14 protein-coding genes are annotated in these 16,829 nt (G+C 65.8%); 9 read left to right on the top strand and 5 right to left on the bottom strand.

Annotated elements, in window-relative coordinates; translation table 11 throughout:
* Positions 1–1,661, bottom strand: a 1,661-nt coding sequence (locus ABNS06_RS02200) for a peptidase M61 (RefSeq protein WP_348672329.1), incomplete at its 3' end; no start/stop codon positions are given.
* Between the two features lie 203 nt (positions 1,662–1,864).
* On the opposite strand from ABNS06_RS02200, the gene ABNS06_RS02195 reads away from it, so the two are divergent.
* Complete coding sequence (locus tag ABNS06_RS02195; RefSeq protein ID WP_348672328.1) at positions 1,865–2,578, top strand: 4'-phosphopantetheinyl transferase superfamily protein; 714 nt, start codon at positions 1,865–1,867, stop codon at positions 2,576–2,578.
* 74 nt (positions 2,579–2,652) lie between these two features.
* Here ABNS06_RS02195 and ABNS06_RS02190 read toward each other — a convergent pair whose 3' ends face one another.
* A complete protein-coding gene (locus ABNS06_RS02190; protein WP_348672327.1) occupies positions 2,653–3,873 on the bottom strand; it encodes a magnesium transporter in 1,221 nt (406 codons plus the stop codon).
* Positions 3,874–3,946: 73 nt separating this feature from the next.
* A complete protein-coding gene (locus ABNS06_RS02185) occupies positions 3,947–5,629 on the bottom strand; it encodes a CehA/McbA family metallohydrolase (protein ID WP_348672326.1) in 1,683 nt (560 codons plus the stop codon).
* Between the two features lie 96 nt (positions 5,630–5,725).
* Here ABNS06_RS02185 and ABNS06_RS02180 point away from each other — a divergent pair, with 96 nt between their 5' ends.
* From ABNS06_RS02180 to ABNS06_RS02150, 7 genes are all read left to right on the top strand, one after another.
* Entirely contained in the window at positions 5,726–6,199 is a 474-nt protein-coding gene (locus ABNS06_RS02180; RefSeq protein ID WP_348672325.1) for a nuclear transport factor 2 family protein, read from the top strand.
* A gap of 164 nt (positions 6,200–6,363) precedes the next feature.
* Positions 6,364–8,184, top strand: coding sequence for an ABC transporter substrate-binding protein (locus tag ABNS06_RS02175; RefSeq protein ID WP_348672324.1), 1,821 nt, complete (start codon positions 6,364–6,366; stop codon positions 8,182–8,184).
* A 20-nt stretch (positions 8,185–8,204) separates the two neighbouring features.
* Complete coding sequence (locus ABNS06_RS02170) at positions 8,205–9,158, top strand: ABC transporter permease (protein ID WP_348672323.1); 954 nt, start codon at positions 8,205–8,207, stop codon at positions 9,156–9,158.
* On the top strand, positions 9,155–10,048 hold the full coding sequence (locus tag ABNS06_RS02165) for an ABC transporter permease (RefSeq protein ID WP_348672322.1): 894 nt from the start codon (positions 9,155–9,157) through the stop codon (positions 10,046–10,048). Before ABNS06_RS02170 ends, ABNS06_RS02165 begins: the two co-directional genes overlap by 4 nt.
* A 47-nt stretch (positions 10,049–10,095) precedes the next feature.
* Positions 10,096–11,079, top strand: coding sequence for an ABC transporter ATP-binding protein (locus ABNS06_RS02160; RefSeq protein ID WP_348672321.1), 984 nt, complete (start codon positions 10,096–10,098; stop codon positions 11,077–11,079).
* Entirely contained in the window at positions 11,076–12,083 is a 1,008-nt protein-coding gene (locus tag ABNS06_RS02155) for a dipeptide ABC transporter ATP-binding protein (RefSeq protein WP_348672320.1), read from the top strand. The genes ABNS06_RS02160 and ABNS06_RS02155 overlap by 4 nt, the downstream gene beginning before the upstream one ends.
* A 94-nt stretch (positions 12,084–12,177) precedes the next feature.
* Positions 12,178–13,782 carry a hypothetical protein gene (locus tag ABNS06_RS02150; protein WP_348672319.1) on the top strand — a complete coding sequence of 535 codons (1,605 nt, stop codon included), beginning with the start codon at positions 12,178–12,180 and terminating at the stop codon, positions 13,780–13,782.
* A gap of 22 nt (positions 13,783–13,804) precedes the next feature.
* On the opposite strand, the gene ABNS06_RS02145 is transcribed toward ABNS06_RS02150, so the two are convergent.
* Positions 13,805–14,827: an ABC transporter permease gene (locus ABNS06_RS02145; RefSeq protein ID WP_348672318.1), complete on the bottom strand. Its 1,023-nt coding sequence runs from the start codon at positions 14,825–14,827 to the stop codon at positions 13,805–13,807.
* Positions 14,824–15,714: an ABC transporter ATP-binding protein gene (locus ABNS06_RS02140; RefSeq protein ID WP_348672317.1), complete on the bottom strand. Its 891-nt coding sequence runs from the start codon at positions 15,712–15,714 to the stop codon at positions 14,824–14,826. Before ABNS06_RS02140 ends, ABNS06_RS02145 begins: the two co-directional genes overlap by 4 nt.
* Positions 15,715–16,039: 325 nt before the next feature.
* Between ABNS06_RS02140 and ABNS06_RS02135 the strand changes: the two genes are divergently transcribed.
* Positions 16,040–16,829, top strand: a 790-nt coding sequence (locus ABNS06_RS02135) for an outer membrane beta-barrel protein (protein ID WP_348672316.1), incomplete at its 3' end; no start/stop codon positions are given.

The following is a 16,829-nucleotide window of genomic DNA, read 5'->3' as shown; positions in this document are numbered from 1 at the left end:
TCGATGGTTTCCCCGGGTGCGCGCCGCTGCTCCAGCGCGCGGATCACCGCCGGCGTCGCCTCCTCGAAATCCAGCGCGACGAGCCTGTCACCCGGAGCCAGGCCGGCGGCACGGGCCGGTGACTCATCCAGCACCGTGGTCAGCCGTGGCTGGCGCTGGCCCTTGACCGACAGTCCCGCCCAGCAGCGCGGGGCCGGTGCGTCGGCGCCCTGGCGTCCACCGACGTCATCCGGCGCGGTCGCCGGACGGACGTCGGCATCAACACCGAAATCGGCCAGCAGATCGGGCAGCGGCACCTCGCCCGGCGTGCGGATCATCGCGTCGAAGAAATCGCCGAGATCGAGACCCGACACCTCGGCGGCGACCCGTTCGATCGCGGCGTCGGGAATCGGTTTCATCCCCCGGCCGTAGCGCGCCCACAGCTCGCGCATCACATCGTCCAGCGAACAGGCCCCGCCAGTCTCGCGACGCAGCGTCAGGTCCAGCGCGCAGGCGACCAGCGCACCCTTGTTGTAGTAGCTGACGATGGCATTCGGCGCGCTGGCGTCCTGCTGGTAGAACTTGGTCCACGCCAGCCTGCTGGAGTCGGCCAGCGACTGCCGGTAGCGGCCGGGATTGCGTTGCAGCCGCGTCATCTGCTTGGCCAGCAGGTCCAGATAGCGCGGCGCGTCGATCAGACCCGCGCGCAACAGTCCGAGGTCGTCGTAATAACTGGTGATGCCCTCGTAGGCCCAAAGGTCCTCGAAGTAGGCCGGCCCCATCAGTGACGAGGTGGCGACCGCGCCAGGCATCAGCCGCCGGACATTCCACAGGTGGAAATACTCGTGGCTGACCAGACCCAGGAAGTTCACGTAGTCGTCGGAGCATGCGCCGCCGGCGGTCACCGGCATCGCGCGTCGCGGCGACGCCAGCGCGCTGGAATAGCGATGCTCCAGCCCGCCGTACCCGTCAGCGGTCACGTTGTTCAGGAACAGGTAGCGATCGCAGGGCAGCTCGCCGAACAGCTCGACCTGGGCGTCGCAGACCCGGGCAACGTCACTGGCCAGCGCATCGGCATCGAAGCGGCCGGCACCGGTCATGGCGATGGCATGCGGCCGCCCGCCGGCGACGAATTCAACGACATCGAACTCGCCCATCTCCACGGGATGGTCGATCAGCTCATCGTAGTGGTCGCAGCCGTAGCGGCCGAAACCCCAGGGCTCGGCTTCCAGCGGACGCATGGAGGTCGCCACGCGCCAGCGACCGGTCACGGCCTCGGGATCGGGCGCCACCAGGTCCACCGTGCAGGGCTGCTGCTCCTGGCCAACCACGCGCAGGCAAAGCGAAGTCGCGTTGAAGAAACCCCGCTCGGTATCCAGGTACGCCGTGCGCACCGAGGTGTCGTAGGCATGGACCTCGATCATGACGGTCAGCGGCCCCGCGACCGGATCGACGCGCCAACGATCCTTGTCGATCTGCCGAACCTCGACCGGCTCACCCGCGCACTCCGCGACCAGCGTCAGCACGTTGCGGGCGAAGTCCCGAACCAGATAGCTACCCGGAATCCACGCGGGCAGGGCCAGCCATTGCCCGGCGGGATCGGGATGCTGGATGGTCAGGGCCACGTGGAAGCGGTGCGCCGCCGGCTCCGCCGGCTCGATGCGATAGTGCAGTGGAATCAAGGGACGCCGATTCGTCGAAATGCCGGCGTAGTCTAGGGAAACACCGGTTTATTCGCACCACCAGGACGGAGGCGGTTTTCGCGCAGGCCCAGGCGGCGTGAATGCCGCGCGGTTATCCAGGTCAGCAAGCGACAACGCGGGATTGCGCCTGAAAACCGGCCGCAAGCCACGAAGGGGATCGCGATTCAAGCGACAATGAAGCCATGACCAGCCGTCTGATCACGCTTTGGGATTCGCTCCAGTCCTGCCCGTTTCCGGATTCGGCCCTGCGGGCTCTGGTCGCCGGACTTCCGCCGGACAGCGTCCTGGCACTGGGGCCGGATCAGCCGGATGGCTCCGGCATGACGGCTGAACTCCAACTGGACAGGCTGCCCGCGAACGCACCGCGGCATCCCCGTCGTCGCGCTCAGTACGGCATGGGTCGACACCTCGCAAGAACCGCGCTGGAGACGCTGGGCGTGGAACCCGGCGACCTCGGCGCCCATCCGGATGGCGGCTGTGCATGGCCGCCGCGCATCGTCGGCAGCATCACCCACACGCGCGGTGTCGCAGCGGCCTGGGTCGGCCCGGACAGCGGGCTGCGGGGTCTGGGCATCGACGCCGAACGCCACAAACCGCTGAGCCCGGCCGCGCAACAACACGTCCTGACACCCGCGGAAATCGATGCCGACGACCTGCCCCCGGCGCTGCGCTTTTCCGCCAAGGAGGCCATCTACAAGTGCCTCGCCCCGCTGGGCGTGGCGCCGCTCAGATTTCAGGATGTCTCGGTCGGCGTCGAGGAAGGGTCGCTGCGCTTTGAACCGACACCGGACTGTCAGTGGAAGGCAGAAATGCCAACCCTGGCTGGCGTGTGTCTGACCACGGATGCCCATGTGCTGACCTGCGTCTGGGCGCGCACGCCCGAACCAGCCGCGTGACACCAACCGCCGAGGTCCTGTCCCGCTCGGCGAGACGCCACGACGGACTTGGTAGGCTGCTGAAGAGCAGCCTCTTAAAGAAGCAGCAAGGACGCCAGGCCGAGAAACAATCCGAGGCTCACAACATCGGTCGCGGTGGTCAGGAAAATGCTGGACGCGGTCGCCGGATCGGCACCGACCTTCTTGAGGGTCAGGGGAACGGCGACGCCGACCACACCGCTGAGCAGGCAGCTGCCGATCATCGCCAGCACGACCACCAACGCCAGCGTCAGCGCGCCGTCGGTGCCTGTCATCGAGGCGTAAATCCACATGCCCGCCGCCGCCGACAGTCCGGTCAGCAAGCCATTGACCAGCCCCAGCACCGCCTCCTTGCGCAGCAGCCCGTTCACCACCGAGGTCGGCACCTCGTTCAGCGCCAGTCCGCGCAGCGTCACCGCCATGGCCTGGCAGCCGGTGTTGCCGGCCTGCCCGGCCAGCACGGGCAGAAACGCGGCCAGGATGACGATGCGTTCCAGCGTGCCCTCGAACAAGCCCACCACCGCGGCCGCGGCGAAGGCGGTAATCAGATTCACCTGCAACCACGGATGCCGCAGCTTTAGCGAACGCGTCCAGGGCGTGCCGACCTGCTCGTCCTCGTCGACACCGACCATCAACCCGGGCTGGGCGGTCAGCTCGAAGGTGTGTTCCTCGAACAGGGCGTAGCCGGGCACGACGCCGAGAAAATGCCCGTCCTCACGACAAACCGGGTAGACCGGGTAGTGGCGATGGACCATCGCGCGCATCGCCGACTCGACACTGACATCCGGGGTCAGGAAGAACGGATCGGCGAGCATCACATCCGACACCGGCGCCTCCGGGTCGGCCAGCAGCAGGTCACGCATGGTCAGCACGCCCACCAGCGTCTGCTCATCCAGCACGTAGACATAGGTCACCAGGCTGGTCCGGCTGGCGACACGCACCTGTTCGGTCACCTCCCGCACCTGGGTATCGCGCGTCACGGTCAGCGGCGCGGCCTCGGCCAAGGCGCCGACGGTGCGCGGATCGGCCTTCGCGTCGGACAGCGTCGGCGCCCCCAGGGCAGCGCTCAGCGCATCACGTTTCGGAGCCTCCATCGCCGACAGGATTCGGCGGCGCGCGGTCTGCGACAACTGCGCCAGGGCCTCGACAGCCAGCGCCTCGTCGGCCCGCTCCAGCAAACGGACGGCGTCCTGCGGCGCTCGGCGGCGAACCCTGGCAAGCAGTTCGGCCGCGGCGGGGGACAGGGCATCTGGCGAGGCTTCGTGTTCGGCTGACATCGTTCGACCCGGTTGGTTAACCAAGCATATGGGGCGGCGGCGAATTCGCCAACGGCGCCGCCATACAGCCGAATCAGGGAGCTGGTGGCGTCAGAAAGACGGGGTTGCCGATCACCGTGATCACGTCCAGCGTGGCGACCTGCAAGCGGATCGCCGTGCCCAGCGGTCCCGACCCATCCGAGCGGCCGGCTTCCCAGGTGTCGACGAACGGGTCCGTGAGAATCGGAACGACCCGGGCGACCGCGCCGTCGGATAGATAAGTCAGCGTCTGACCGGTGCCGCCGGTGACCGTGGTCGTGAGCGTCGCCGAGTCAGCGGCGACGCTGTCACCGTAGATGCCGCTCTGACCGTCCGCCGTCGCCACCTCCATGGTCACGTCGGGCGAACCGGTGGCTCCCAGTGTCTTTACATAGGCGTGACCGGCGCGGATCGCGTCGGCCAGCGCGGCGCGTGAAAGCTCCTGGGCGTAGACCACGGTCGCCGAGCTGCCGTAGCCCTTGCGGGCCCGATCCTCCGGCGCATCCACTCCCTTGGAATCCGAGCCGGACACGGCGGTGGGAAACGCGCCGCCGGCAATGACTTCATCCCAGAGTTGCAATGCGGTCAGGGTGAACGGATTCTGAATCTCCAGCGGAATCGGCAGGCCGACCTCGCTGCCGGACACGCGCGCCGGTCCGTTCTGAACCTCGATGGTGTCGACCAGCGACCAGTCGATGTCGTCTTCCAGCTGAAACGCGCAACCGCGGCAGAAGTTCTCGAACAGCGCACCCTCGAAGGTCGTCGGGTGATTGACTCCGAACAGCGCGCCGGCTTCGACACTCGCCTGCTGGACCGCGCCCAGGGTCACGTCCTCGAAGCCATGCCGGTACTCGATGACATCCGGCGTCTCGCCGAAGGTATTGGCGTGACCGAAGTAGGTGATGATCTCGCGCCCCGGCCAGATCAGCAGGTCGGGGTTGGCGCGCTGGACCGGGCCGAGCTGCGCCCAGTGCCGCCCCGTGACGTATTCGGTGACCATCAGGAAATCCAGGTCGGCCGCCCTTGCCTGCTCGATGAAGCCGTCCCAGTCCGGCGCGTTGGGGTTGGAGTGGTAGCCGTGCATGTGGAAATCGCCGTGGTACCAGCCGGGCGCGGCGACGGCCACGTGATCCGGATCCACCGGATCGGCAACCGGCGCCCCGGCCCCGCTCCCCGAGAGACAGGCGATCTGGACGGTCCAGCTCGCGCCGGACGGACCCACGGCCGCGATGCCGAGCTCCACCGACCACAGGCCCGGTTCGATCACACCGGGGCGGTAGCCCCGATCCGCCTCGTCCGCGGCGATGAACACCGGACCGCGGTCCTGATCCAGACGCCCCTGCCGGCTTCCGGACCATCCACGAAATCCGGCCGCGGTCCGGTAACCGTGCTGGTCCCAGACACCCAGATCCAGCGTCGTCGCCGTTAGCGGGGTACTCGGCAGCACGCCGCCCTCGGTCCAGCCGTAGGCCACTTCGATGCGGCCCGTGCCCGGCGCCACGAAGAACGGCAGAATCCGGTAGGTCTTTGCGTCGGATGACGCCACCTCACCGGTAAGCTCCACCATTGGCTCCCCCGGCGCGCAAATCGTGGCGCCGGGCGGCGGATTCACCGGCGCATCCGGTCCACCGGCGGGCGGATCGCTGCGACCACAGGCGCCCACCACGGCAACCAGCGCCAGGCTGAGCATGGCGCGCAGCGCTCGGGCGGTTAACGGCGACAACTGGGAGCAGCGCATGAATCGACGACCGGTGAAAATTTGCGGGGCGTCGGAGTCTACAAGTCCCCGAACACCGCTACAGTAGCGGTCTCGTCTGACATCAGGGTGACAGCAGTGCGGCGCTATACGATCCGGATCGGCCTGGTCTGCGGAGTGATGCTGGCCGGCTGTGCCACGACCACGGAGCCCCCCGGCCTGCCGCCCACCGATATCCACGAGCTGCTGAGCGTCGACCGCGCCTTCTCCGAGGCTTCGGCGCAACACGGATTCGCGACCGCGCTGGATCAGTATCTGGTGGAGGACGCCGTCCGTCTGCCCCAGGATGCTCCGCCGGTGTTCGGACGACCGAACATCGTCAACACCATGCAGAGCTCGTCGCAGGAGTTCACCGTGACCTGGGAACCGGAAGCCGGCCAGGTCGCCGAATCTGGCGATCTGGGCTGGACCTGGGGGCGCTATCTCGCGGTCAAGCGCGCCAACGGCGAACCGGTCTCGCGCGGGAAGTATCTGAACGTCTGGGAGCGCCAGCCGGATGGCTCCTGGCGGGTCAAGATCGACGCCGGCAACCAGACGCCGATGCCGCGCTAACCCCGTCCCCGCGTGCGAGCGCATGACCGTTCTGGCACGCATTTGGTATGGTAATCCCCATCGCCAGCCATCGATCGGCGGCACCCCCTGTTGAAGACCTCGAGCCCGAACGACGCCGACAGAAGCGCCAGGACGGGCCAGCGAGCCTCCCGGAGAATTCATCCATGTTGAACCGTACACCGCGAATCCTGAGCGCGGCCGCGACCGCTGTTGCCCTGACCACGTTCGCCGCGTGCGGGGGTGGCGGACAGCCGCAGACCAAGGCGGACGGCACGCCGCTGAAGGTCTACCGCCATTCCATGGATGGCGCTCCGGTCAACCTGGACCCGGTCCAGTCCGCGGTGATCTATTCCAACTTCGTGGTGCTGAACACCTACGACACGCTTTACAGCTACAAGTATCTGACCCGTCCTTACGAGCTCAAGCCGAATCTGGCGAAGGCCTTGCCCGACGTATCCGAGGATGGCCTGACCTACACCATCCAGCTCAAGGAAGGTTCCGGCTTCATCGACGACCCCGCATTCCCGGACGGCAAGGGGCGTGAGGTCGTCGCCCAGGACTTCGTCTATTCCATCAAGCGTCATTTCGACCCGCAGAATCGGTCGCAGGGCGCCTGGCTCTGGCAGGGCAAGATCGTCGGCCTGGATGAGTGGAAAGAGAACGGCGCCGATTACGGCGAGGACGTGGAAGGGCTGAAGGCGCTGGATGACCACACGGTCCAGATCAAGCTGGTTAAGCCGTTTCCGCAGCTGATCTACACGCTGGCGATGGGCTTTTCCGGCATTGTTCCGCGGGAAGCCGTGGAAAAATACGGCCGCGAACTCTCGGTGCATCCGGTGGGGTCGGGGCCGTTCCGGATGGAACGCTTCACCACGGCCAAGGCCGTGCTGGTTCCGAACAAGAATTTCCGCCAGGAGCCCGTCGATCTGGCCGCGGAAGGCTACGACCCGGAACTGCACGGCCAGTTCGGCCTGGAGGCGATCGACGGCAAGGCGCCGCCGTTCGTCGACCGCCTGGAAATCGACTTCATCACTGAAACCGCTTCCCGCTGGGCATCGTTCACCTCGGACAAGGAAGTGCAGTACTCGCATGTCCCGGTCGAACAGGTCGACGGGGTACTGGCCAGCAAGGACCCGATCACGCTGAAGAAGGAGTGGTCGGATCGCTACTTCAGCTATTACGGGACCGAAGCGGGCTTCGTCTACACCTACTTCAACATGGACCGCCCCGCGCTGGGCACCAGCGATGACCCGGACACCGATGCCAAAAACAAGGCGCTGCGCTGCGCCATGGTTGACGCGTTCTCCTGGGCCGAGCGTAACGCCCGCTTCTACTCGGGCATCGGTAATGTCTTTCCCGGCGTGATTACCCCGGTCGTGCCGGAATTCGATCCCGAGACGCCGCGGGACTCGGTCACGCAGGACATGGACGCCGCCAGGAAGGCGTTGAAGGACGCCGGCTGGACACCCGAGACCCTGCCCGAGATCACCTACGGACACGTGGCCAGCGTGACCAATCGCCAGATGTTCGAACAGTTCCGCGGGTTCATGGTGGAACTGGGTTTCCCGGTCGACAAGGTGCGTGGCGACAGCTACGCCACGTTCGGCGACTTCAACAAGGGCATCAAGACCAACAAGTTCGACGTTGGCGGACTGGGATGGGGACTGGACTATCCGGATGCCGAGAACACCCTGCAGCTGTTCTACGGCCCGAACCACACGCCGGGTTCAAACAACGCCAACTACTCGAATCCCGAATTCGACGCGCTGTACAAGCAGACCGCGGTCATGCAGCCCGGCCCCGAACGCACGGAAATCTATCGCCGGATGAACCAGATGGTCATCGACGACTGCGTCGCGCTGACCGGCCTGTCGCGTACCCGCATCTACCTGTGGCACAAGAACGTGATCGGCCTGCCGGACCGCGAGATCCTCGGCGGGTTCTGGCTGAAATACGTGGATGTGAAGACCGGCGACGCGGAGTGAGGAGCGGCTGACCGCGCCCCATGGACACCCTTCAATACGCACTGCGCAAGCTCGTCACCGGCATCCCGCTGGTACTGGGCGTGACCTTCATCAGCTTCGTGCTGATGGTTTATTTCGGTCCGGACAAGACCTACGACCTGATCGGCAAGAACGCCACGCCCGAGCAGATCGCCGAAATCCGCGCCGACCTGGGTTACGACCAGCCGTTCTTCGTGCGATACGGCGACTACCTGCGCGAGCTGGTGACGCTGGACTTCGGCTATTCGGACTCCACCGGCGAGCGCGTCTCGCGCATCCTCGCCCGCACGATTCCGATCTCGCTGGCGTTGACCTTGCCGGGCTTCATCCTGGGGAACGCGCTGGGCGTGCTGCTTGCGCTCATCGCCGGCTTCTTCCGGGGCGGCCTGATCGATCGCGCGATCATGGCGGGCGCGGTCGTCGGCATGTCGATCAGTTTCCTGATCATCATCATCGGCTTCCAGGTGTTGCTGTCGTCCAGCTACGGCCTGAACTACTTCCCGGTCCGGGGCTGGGAGGTCTACAGCCTGGGTGACTATCTTTACTACGTGACCGTGCCGACACTGGCCATCGTGTTCGTCTCGCTGGGCTACAACACCCGCTTCTACCGCGCGGTCGTCGTCGAGGAAATGAATCGCGACCACGTGCGCACGGCGCGCGCGTTCGGCACACCGCCGGCCAAGCTGCTGTTTCGCAACGTGCTGCGCAATGCGGCGATTCCGATCATGACGCGGATCATGTTCTCGATTCCGCTGGTGGTGATTTCCGGCAGCCTGCTCATCGAGAGCTATTTCGGCATCCCCGGCGTCGGCAAGGTCACCTACGACGCCATCACCACCGGCGACCAGCCGATTCTCAAGGCCGTTGTCGGCGCCACGGCCGTGTTGTTCGTCCTGACGCTGATCGCCACCGACGTGATGTACAAGGTGATTGATCCACGAGTTTCCCTGAAGTGAACGCCACGACCACCACCGAAGCCGCTCCGGCACCGCGCAAACAGAGCGAATCGCTCTGGAGCAAGGCCGTCGGCAAGTTCCTGCGCGACCGCTGGGGCATGGCCTCGCTGCTGGTCGTGCTGGTCTACCTGGGGATCGCGCTGGGCGTTTGGGCCGGTCTGTGGGGAACGGACTGGAACACGCTCACGCCAACCATCAACGCCGAGGCCTCGGCCGAGCACTGGTTCGGCACCAACCGCAACGGTCAGGACATCTTCGAGCGGGCGATCTTCTCCACCAAGACGGCGTTCGAGATCGGTCTGGTCGTCGCCATCCTGTCGACGATACTGGGCGCCGTCATGGGCGCGATTTCCGGCTTTTTCGCCGGTCGCTGGCCCGACGAGATCATCCTGTGGCTGAAGGGCGTGCTGGACTCCATTCCGTTCTACCTGTTCGTCGCCGCGGTCGCGTTCGCGTTGCAGGGCTACGCCTTCTCCATGCACGTGGCGATGGTGGCGACGTTCTGGACGACCACGGCCCGGCTGGTGCGCGCCGAGGTGATCCGGCTCAAGGGCTTCGAGTTCGTCGAGGCCGCCCACGCGCTGGGTGTACCGGAACTGCGCATCATCTCGCGCCACATCATCCCCAACACCACGCACATCCTGCTGGTGCAGGCGACCATCACCTTCGTCTCGGCGATCAAGAGCGAGGTGATCCTGTCCTTCCTGGGGCTGGGCGTGAAGAACGGGGTGTCCTGGGGGCTGATGATTTCCGAGTCCACCAACGAGGTCACCACCGGCTTCTTCAACAACTTCCTCGCCGCATCCGCATTCCTGTTCGTGCTGGTGATGGCCTTCAACATGTTCTCCGACGCGTTGCAGGACGCGCTGGACCCGAAAAAGACCGGCTGAGCGGCGCGATGCAAACAAGCGTGACACGCCGGGCGGCTGACTGATCCATGGCACTACTGGAAGTCGACAACCTGCAGGTGGAATTCGCCACCGATCGCGGCATCGCCCGCGCCATCGATGGTGTCTCCTTCGAGGTCAATGAAGGCGAGACCCTGGGCATCGTCGGCGAATCCGGCTGCGGCAAGTCGGTCACGTCCCTGTCGATCATGGGGCTGATCCCGCGCCCGCCGGGCCGGATCGCGGGCGGCGAAATCCGCTTCGCTGGCGAGAATCTGACCCGGCTGCCGGAGAAGGCCTACCGCAAGCTGCGCGGCAGCGACATCTCGATGATCTTCCAGGAGCCGATGACCGCGCTGAACCCGGTGTTCACGATCGGCAACCAGATCAGTGACGTGTTGCGACGGCACAAGGGTCTGTCGCGCAAGCAGGCACGCGCACGCGGGATCGAGATGCTGGCGGAGGTCGGCATCCCGGCGCCGGAAAAACGCATCGACGAGTACCCGCACCAGCTGTCGGGCGGCATGCGCCAGCGCGTGATGATCGCGATGGCGCTGAGCTGCGATCCGAAACTGCTGATCGCCGACGAACCGACCACCGCGCTGGACGTGACGATCCAGGCGCAGGTGCTGGAGCTGATCAAGAAACTCGCGGCCGATCACGGCACGGCGGTCATCCTGATCACGCACGATCTCGGCGTGGTCGCCGAGACCTGTGATCGCGCCGCGGTCATGTACTGCGGCAAGATCATCGAGCAGGGGCCGGTCGACGCCCTGTTCGAGTACCCCCGCCATCCCTACACCGCCGGCCTGCTGGCCTCGGTGCCGCGCATCCGCCCGGACCGCCTGCCGCGGCTGCCGACGATTCCCGGCATCGTGCCGGATCTTCTGGACCTGCCGCGCGGCTGTCGCTTTCGAGATCGCTGCGGCCAGGCGCTGGAACGCTGCGGTCAGTTCGATCCCGAATTGAACGCCGACAATGACGCGGCGACCGTGGCGGCCTGTTTCAACCCCAATCCGGTGGTGACCGCATGAGCACGCCATTGCTCCGGGTTCGCGGCCTGACGAAACATTTTCCGGTCAAGGGAGGGGTGCTGCGTCGCACGGTGGCGCAGGTCAAGGCGGTGGACGGCGTCAGCTTCGATATCGAGCGCGGCAAGACGCTGGGCCTGGTGGGGGAATCCGGCTGCGGAAAGTCCACGCTGGGGCGCGCGATTCTGCGGCTGCACGAACCCACCGAGGGCGAGGTGTTCCTCGAAGAGACCGACGTGACCGCGGCCAGCGGCTCCGAACTCAAGCGTCTGCGCCGGAACATGCAGATCATCTTCCAGGACCCGTTCGCGTCGCTGTCCCCGCGACGGACGGTGTTCGAAACCCTGCGCGAGCCGCTGGATGTCCACCGCATCGGCACACCGGCGGAGCGGCGCAAGAAGGTCGAGGAACTGCTGGAAGTCGTCGGGCTGCGGCGTGCCGTGCTGCATCGCTACCCCCACGAGTTCTCCGGTGGCCAGCGTCAGCGCGTCGGTATCGCCCGCGCCCTGGCGCTGAATCCCAAGTTCATCGTCGCCGACGAGGCGGTGTCCGCGCTGGATGTTTCGGTGCAGTCGCAGGTGCTGAACCTGATCGACGATCTGCAATCCGAGTTCGGCATCAGCTTCCTGTTCATCTCGCATGATCTGGCGGTGGTGCAGCACATCAGTCACCAGGTCGGGGTGATGTATCTGGGCAAACTGGTCGAAACCGCCAGTGCCGGCGATCTCTACGCCGACCCGAAGCACCCCTACACCCAGGCGCTGATGTCGGCGATTCCGGTGCCGGACCCGAAGGCGGGTTCCGAACGCATCGTGCTCTCCGGTGATGTCCCATCGCCGATGAACCCGCCATCCGGCTGTCCGTTCCACACCCGCTGCCCGGCCGCCATGCCGCATTGCTCCACCATCGAGCCCAGGATGCAGAACCTCGGTTCGGAGGCGCAGCCGCACTGGGTGTCCTGCCATCTGTACGGCGACACGCCGCAAGCGGACAACAGCGCGGACTGACTCGCGTGGGGGCGTCCTCATGCGGCCTCCCGGTTCATCAAACCGCCATCTGTGATCCCTAGGCTGAATCCGGGGAACGACTCGGATTTCAGGGATGGCCAGGACCGGCGATTCGGAAGCGATCACGCTTCTGTGGCAACTCAAGCGTGCGTGCGACGCATCCCCCGACAAGGGATTGCCGTACATTCACTTCAGCGCGCTTCTGGGCAACCAGAACTACCGTGACAGCACGCTGACAGCGGCATCGAACTCGGCGGACAAGACAGTCGCCGAACTAGCGCAGCGCATCCTGACCCTGGCGCCCACCGGCAGCCTGTTGCGTCAGGTCGACACCGGCATGAAGCACGTCGACTTCGACCAGACCACCGAATTCGAGGCCAGCGTCACGCGCGCGAAAAAGCGGCAGTCACGGCGCGCGCTGTTGACGGGCTTCGGCATTCTGGCCGGCGTCCTGGTCCTGGCGGTGCTGTTCTTCACGCGCCTGGACAATGGACCCAGCGTCGACCACATCGGCGGCAACATCGAAGTCAGCACGACCTGGAAGGCGGGAAAACGCATCGTGCTGGAACAGGTCGTGTTCATCGAGCCGGGCGTGAAACTGACCATCGAGCCCGGGGTAACCGTGCTGGGCCAGCCGGGTTCCGCGCTGCTGGTCGCCAACGGCGCGGAGTTCCACGCCCGCGGCCGACCGGACGCGCCGATCGTGTTCACCAGCGCCCAGCCCATCGGTTCACGCCAGGCCGGCGACTGGGGCGGCGTGGTGCTGATGGGCGACGCGCCCACCAACGTCGGGCTGGGGCGCATCGAGGGCGTCCCCGCCGACGAACCGCTGGCCGCCTACGGTGGCAAGAACGGCGAGGGCTCCTGCGGCGTGATGGAATATGTCCGCATCGAATTCGCCGGGTTCGAAATCTCGGCGAATAACGAACTCAACGGCCTGACGCTGGCCGGTTGTGGTGCAGGCACCATCGTACGCCATGTGCAGGTCCACAGCCCGCTGGACGACGGCATCGAGATGTTCGGCGGCTCGGCGAACCTGCGCAATCTGGTGATCACGCGACCGGGCGATGACGCCTTCGACTGGGATCTGGGCTGGACCGGCAACGTCCAGTCACTGGTGGTCCAGATGGGTCGGGACGTTGGCGACAACGGCTTCGAGGGCGACAACAATGGTCCCGATCCCGACGCCGAACCACGCTCGGCGCCGACCTTCGTCAATGTCACGCTGATCGCCGATCCCAATGCCTCCCGCGCCCAGCGGGCCATGACCCTGCGCGAAGGCACGGCCGGCACGTTCCGGAACCTGATCATCGCCGGTTTCAAGGACGAGGCGATCTCGATTCAGGATCGCTCGCAGGGCCTGGCCGAATCAGGCGAGCTGACCCTCAGCCACACACTGTTCATCAGCGATCGCAGCGGTCGCCGCATCGACCGGGAGGATCCGGCGGGCTTCGATATCGCAACCTGGCTGCAGCAGACCGAACGCGAGAACCAGTTCGTCGTCGATCCGGCCTATCTGTCCGGTGCGCTGGACCCGATCGCACCCCGTTTCGCTCCCGATGTCGGCCCGGCGCTGGCGGCCGTGGCGTCGATTCCGCGCGGCGAGTTCTGGAACGGCGGCGCCCGCCATCGCGGCGCGCTACGTCCCGGTACCGCGGAAAACTGGCTCAGCGGCTGGACGGCGTTTCCACCGAACTAGCCCGCAGACACGACGAGCGCCGTCACACATCCCGCCAGCGAAAGCTCCAGGCACCGAAGGCGAGACAACCGGCGGCGATGACCAGCAGGATCAGCAGGTGGTCGGCCACGTCGATCAGGCCGACGCCGTCCAGCATCACCGCCCGCGCCGCCTCCAGCAGGTGGGTCAGCGGCAGGCAGCGGGCCAGCCAGACCACCACGGCCGGCGCGCCCTCGATGGAAAACCACACGCCGGAGACCATCATCATCGGCCAGGTCACGAGGTTGAGCAGCCCGTTGGCGAGTTCCTCGCTGGTCGTCCTGGCCGCAACCGCGACGCCCATGGCGATCATCGCGACGGCGCCGATCAGCGCGATCACGAACAGGCTCAGGTGACTGCCGTCCACCGGGAACCCGATCAGCCATTCGGTGCCCACGAACACCGCGCAGGTCACGACCATGATCACCAGCAGGCGGGAGAGAATCTGCGCAATCAGAAATTCCGCCGGCCGGATCGGCGTGGCGCTGAGCCGCTTCAGATAGCCCGCCTTGCGGTAGCGAACGATGACGTAGCCGACCCCGAACAGGCAGGAGAACATCATGTTCATGCCAAGAATGCCGGGCACGAGCCAGTCGACGTAACGGGTCTGCTCGCCGGTGACGGTCGCACGTTCCAGCGGCGGGCCGGGCAACCCGGCCAGGATGCGCTCCAGCGAATAGCCTTTCGGCGAGGTCGTGTTGATCCAGTAGCGTCGGGCCTGGAAGTCCACCAGCAGATCGAGGCGGTGCCGCTCGACAAGCCGGATCGCACGCTCCGGATCCAGCTCGGGCACGAACTGGGTGAACCGCAGCCCCATCAGCGGTTCGCTCTCGGCATCCGGCAACTGCGCCGTCGCCTGCGTCAACACCCCGACCTTGTAAAGGGGCTGGTTGTCGCCGGAGAACACGATTGCCAGACCGAGCACCAGCAACAGCGGAAGCAGGATGTTCCACCCCAGCGCGGAGCGGTCGCGAACGAACTCCAGATTGCGAGCTCGGGTAATCGCCAGGATGCGCCGGAGCATCATGCCCGCAGCTCCTCGCCGGTCAGCTCGATGAACAGGTCCTCCAGCGTGTGCTCCCGGATCTGAAGATGCTGCAACGGCACGCGTTGGAAGCGCAGGTCATCCAGCGCGGCCGCCACATCCTCCACGACGCGTTCGGCACGATCGTGGTGAACGCGCCAGGCCGCCAGATCGACCTTGGAGGCATCCAGATCGGCCACCGGCAGACTGAGCACCGCCCCGGCGAAATGGCGCCGCAGCAGCTCACGCGGCGTGCCTTCGGCGATGATCCGGCCGTGATCCATGATCGCGATGCGGTCACAAAGCCGATACGCCTCTTCCATGTAATGCGTGGTCAGCACCACAGTCCGGCCGTCGGCCTTGATCGACTCCACCAGCGACCAGAAATTCCGGCGTGCCTGCGGGTCCAGACCGGTTGTCGGCTCATCCAGAAAGATCACGGTCGGATTGTTGATCAGCGCGATGCCCAGCAACAGCCGCTGACGCTGGCCACCGGAAAGCTTGCGCGCATCCCGGCCGGCCAGGTCGGTCAAGGCACAACGCGCCATGACCGCATCGATGGAATCGGCATCCGGATACAACCGCGAGAACAGTTCCAGGTGTTCGCGCACGCTGAGGAAATCCTGCAAGGCCGTATGCTGGAACTGGATGCCCGCCTCGCGCCGGAATCTCGCACCCAGGGGTTCGCCCAGATAATCGATGCTGCCCGAAGAGGGCTGGAGAATGCCTTCGAGCAGTTCGATGGTCGTCGTCTTGCCCGCCCCGTTCGGCCCCAGCAATCCGAAGCACTCGCCCGTGCTGATCGTCAGATTCAGACCACGAACGGCCTCCACCGCACCGAAATTTCGGCGCAGATCACGCACACGCAACGCGACCGTCCCGGTGCTCATGATCTCGCGGCGAGCGGACGGACTGTGGAATGGCATGACATCTGCTGCTGTCCTTTGGGAAACATGGACCTTCTTTCACGAACCCCGCCCGCCGACCGGCGGATACCCGGCCCCGGGAACACAAACCCGCTTCGGGCCACGCGTTTCTTCATGACTGGCCTGCATGACGGTGGGATTGTGGGGAACCACGGCCGCCCCGTCCGGTTCGTCTCCGCGCGTGCATCAGGTCCGGGCCGTAGTCGTGCAAATACATCGGTGTTTCCCTAGACTACAACGTGAGGCTGGTCTGCAAATGGATTGCATTCACCCGAGGGAGCTGTTTCGGATGATTACTCGTTTCTGCCGATTCGTCGGCGCCTGCGCATTGATTGCGCTCTGTGCCACCCCGTTCGGCGCCAACGCGCAGGAGTACGACATCGGTTTTGATGATCGCTACTTCGGCTCCGCGAACGCGGGCTTCCTCGTCACCGATAGCGACGATCAGGACAACGGCCCCGCCGGGATGCTGACCTTCGGCAAGTTCATCGGACACCGCATGGCCGTGGAAGGCTTCGTCAGCGGCGGCGTGGTCGAAGTGGCGAACATCAACTCCGACTACGAACGGCTGGTGGGCGGCGGCAACTTCATGCTGTTCGTCAACGACAGCCGCCGGGCGCGCTTCTACGGACTGCTCGGCGCCGGCATTCACAACGTGAACTTCCTGGAGGAGGAAGTGACCGGGCTGTCGTACAACGGCGGCATCGGCGCGTTGTTCCGACTGAACAACAACCTCGACCTGCGCGTGGAAGGCCAGTACCTCATCGACCATATCGACGAGGAAGGCGTGCTGGTCGAGGACGATTTCTACAACTACCAGGCCACGATCGGTGTGCTGTACCGCATCGGCACCTGGCCGCCGCCTCCGCCCGATTCCGACGGCGACGGCGTGGCCGATCGCTTCGACGCCTGCCCGAACACCCCGGCCGGCGTGCTGGTGGACGAGAAGGGCTGCGCCGTGGATTCGGATGGTGACGGCGTTCCCGATTTCCGCGACAAGTGTCCGGGCACGCCGCGCGGCGTTCCGGTCGACGAGGACGGCTGCCCGCTGGATGCCGACGGTGACGGCGTGCCGGACT

Origin of the sequence: uncultured Abyssibacter sp., from assembly GCF_964000955.1 — a bacterium.
Taxonomy (GTDB): Bacteria; Pseudomonadota; Gammaproteobacteria; order Nevskiales; family OUC007; genus Abyssibacter.
This window is presented reverse-complemented; position numbering and strand designations above follow the sequence as displayed.

Excerpts from the sequence above, each read along its gene's own strand:
- ABNS06_RS02190 (WP_348672327.1), bottom strand. The coding sequence starts at position 3,873 with ATGTCAGCCGAACACGAAGCCTCGCCAGATGCCCTGTCCCCCGCCGCG.
- ABNS06_RS02175 (WP_348672324.1), top strand. The coding sequence starts at position 6,364 with ATGTTGAACCGTACACCGCGAATCCTGAGCGCGGCCGCGACCGCTGTT.
- ABNS06_RS02155 (WP_348672320.1), top strand. The coding sequence starts at position 11,076 with ATGAGCACGCCATTGCTCCGGGTTCGCGGCCTGACGAAACATTTTCCG.
- ABNS06_RS02145 (WP_348672318.1), bottom strand. The coding sequence starts at position 14,827 with ATGATGCTCCGGCGCATCCTGGCGATTACCCGAGCTCGCAATCTGGAG.
- ABNS06_RS02150 (WP_348672319.1), top strand. The coding sequence starts at position 12,178 with ATGGCCAGGACCGGCGATTCGGAAGCGATCACGCTTCTGTGGCAACTC.
- ABNS06_RS02160 (WP_348672321.1), top strand. The coding sequence starts at position 10,096 with ATGGCACTACTGGAAGTCGACAACCTGCAGGTGGAATTCGCCACCGAT.
- ABNS06_RS02140 (WP_348672317.1), bottom strand. The coding sequence starts at position 15,714 with ATGAGCACCGGGACGGTCGCGTTGCGTGTGCGTGATCTGCGCCGAAAT.
- ABNS06_RS02185 (WP_348672326.1), bottom strand. The coding sequence starts at position 5,629 with ATGCGCTGCTCCCAGTTGTCGCCGTTAACCGCCCGAGCGCTGCGCGCC.
- ABNS06_RS02195 (WP_348672328.1), top strand. The coding sequence starts at position 1,865 with ATGACCAGCCGTCTGATCACGCTTTGGGATTCGCTCCAGTCCTGCCCG.
- ABNS06_RS02170 (WP_348672323.1), top strand. The coding sequence starts at position 8,205 with ATGGACACCCTTCAATACGCACTGCGCAAGCTCGTCACCGGCATCCCG.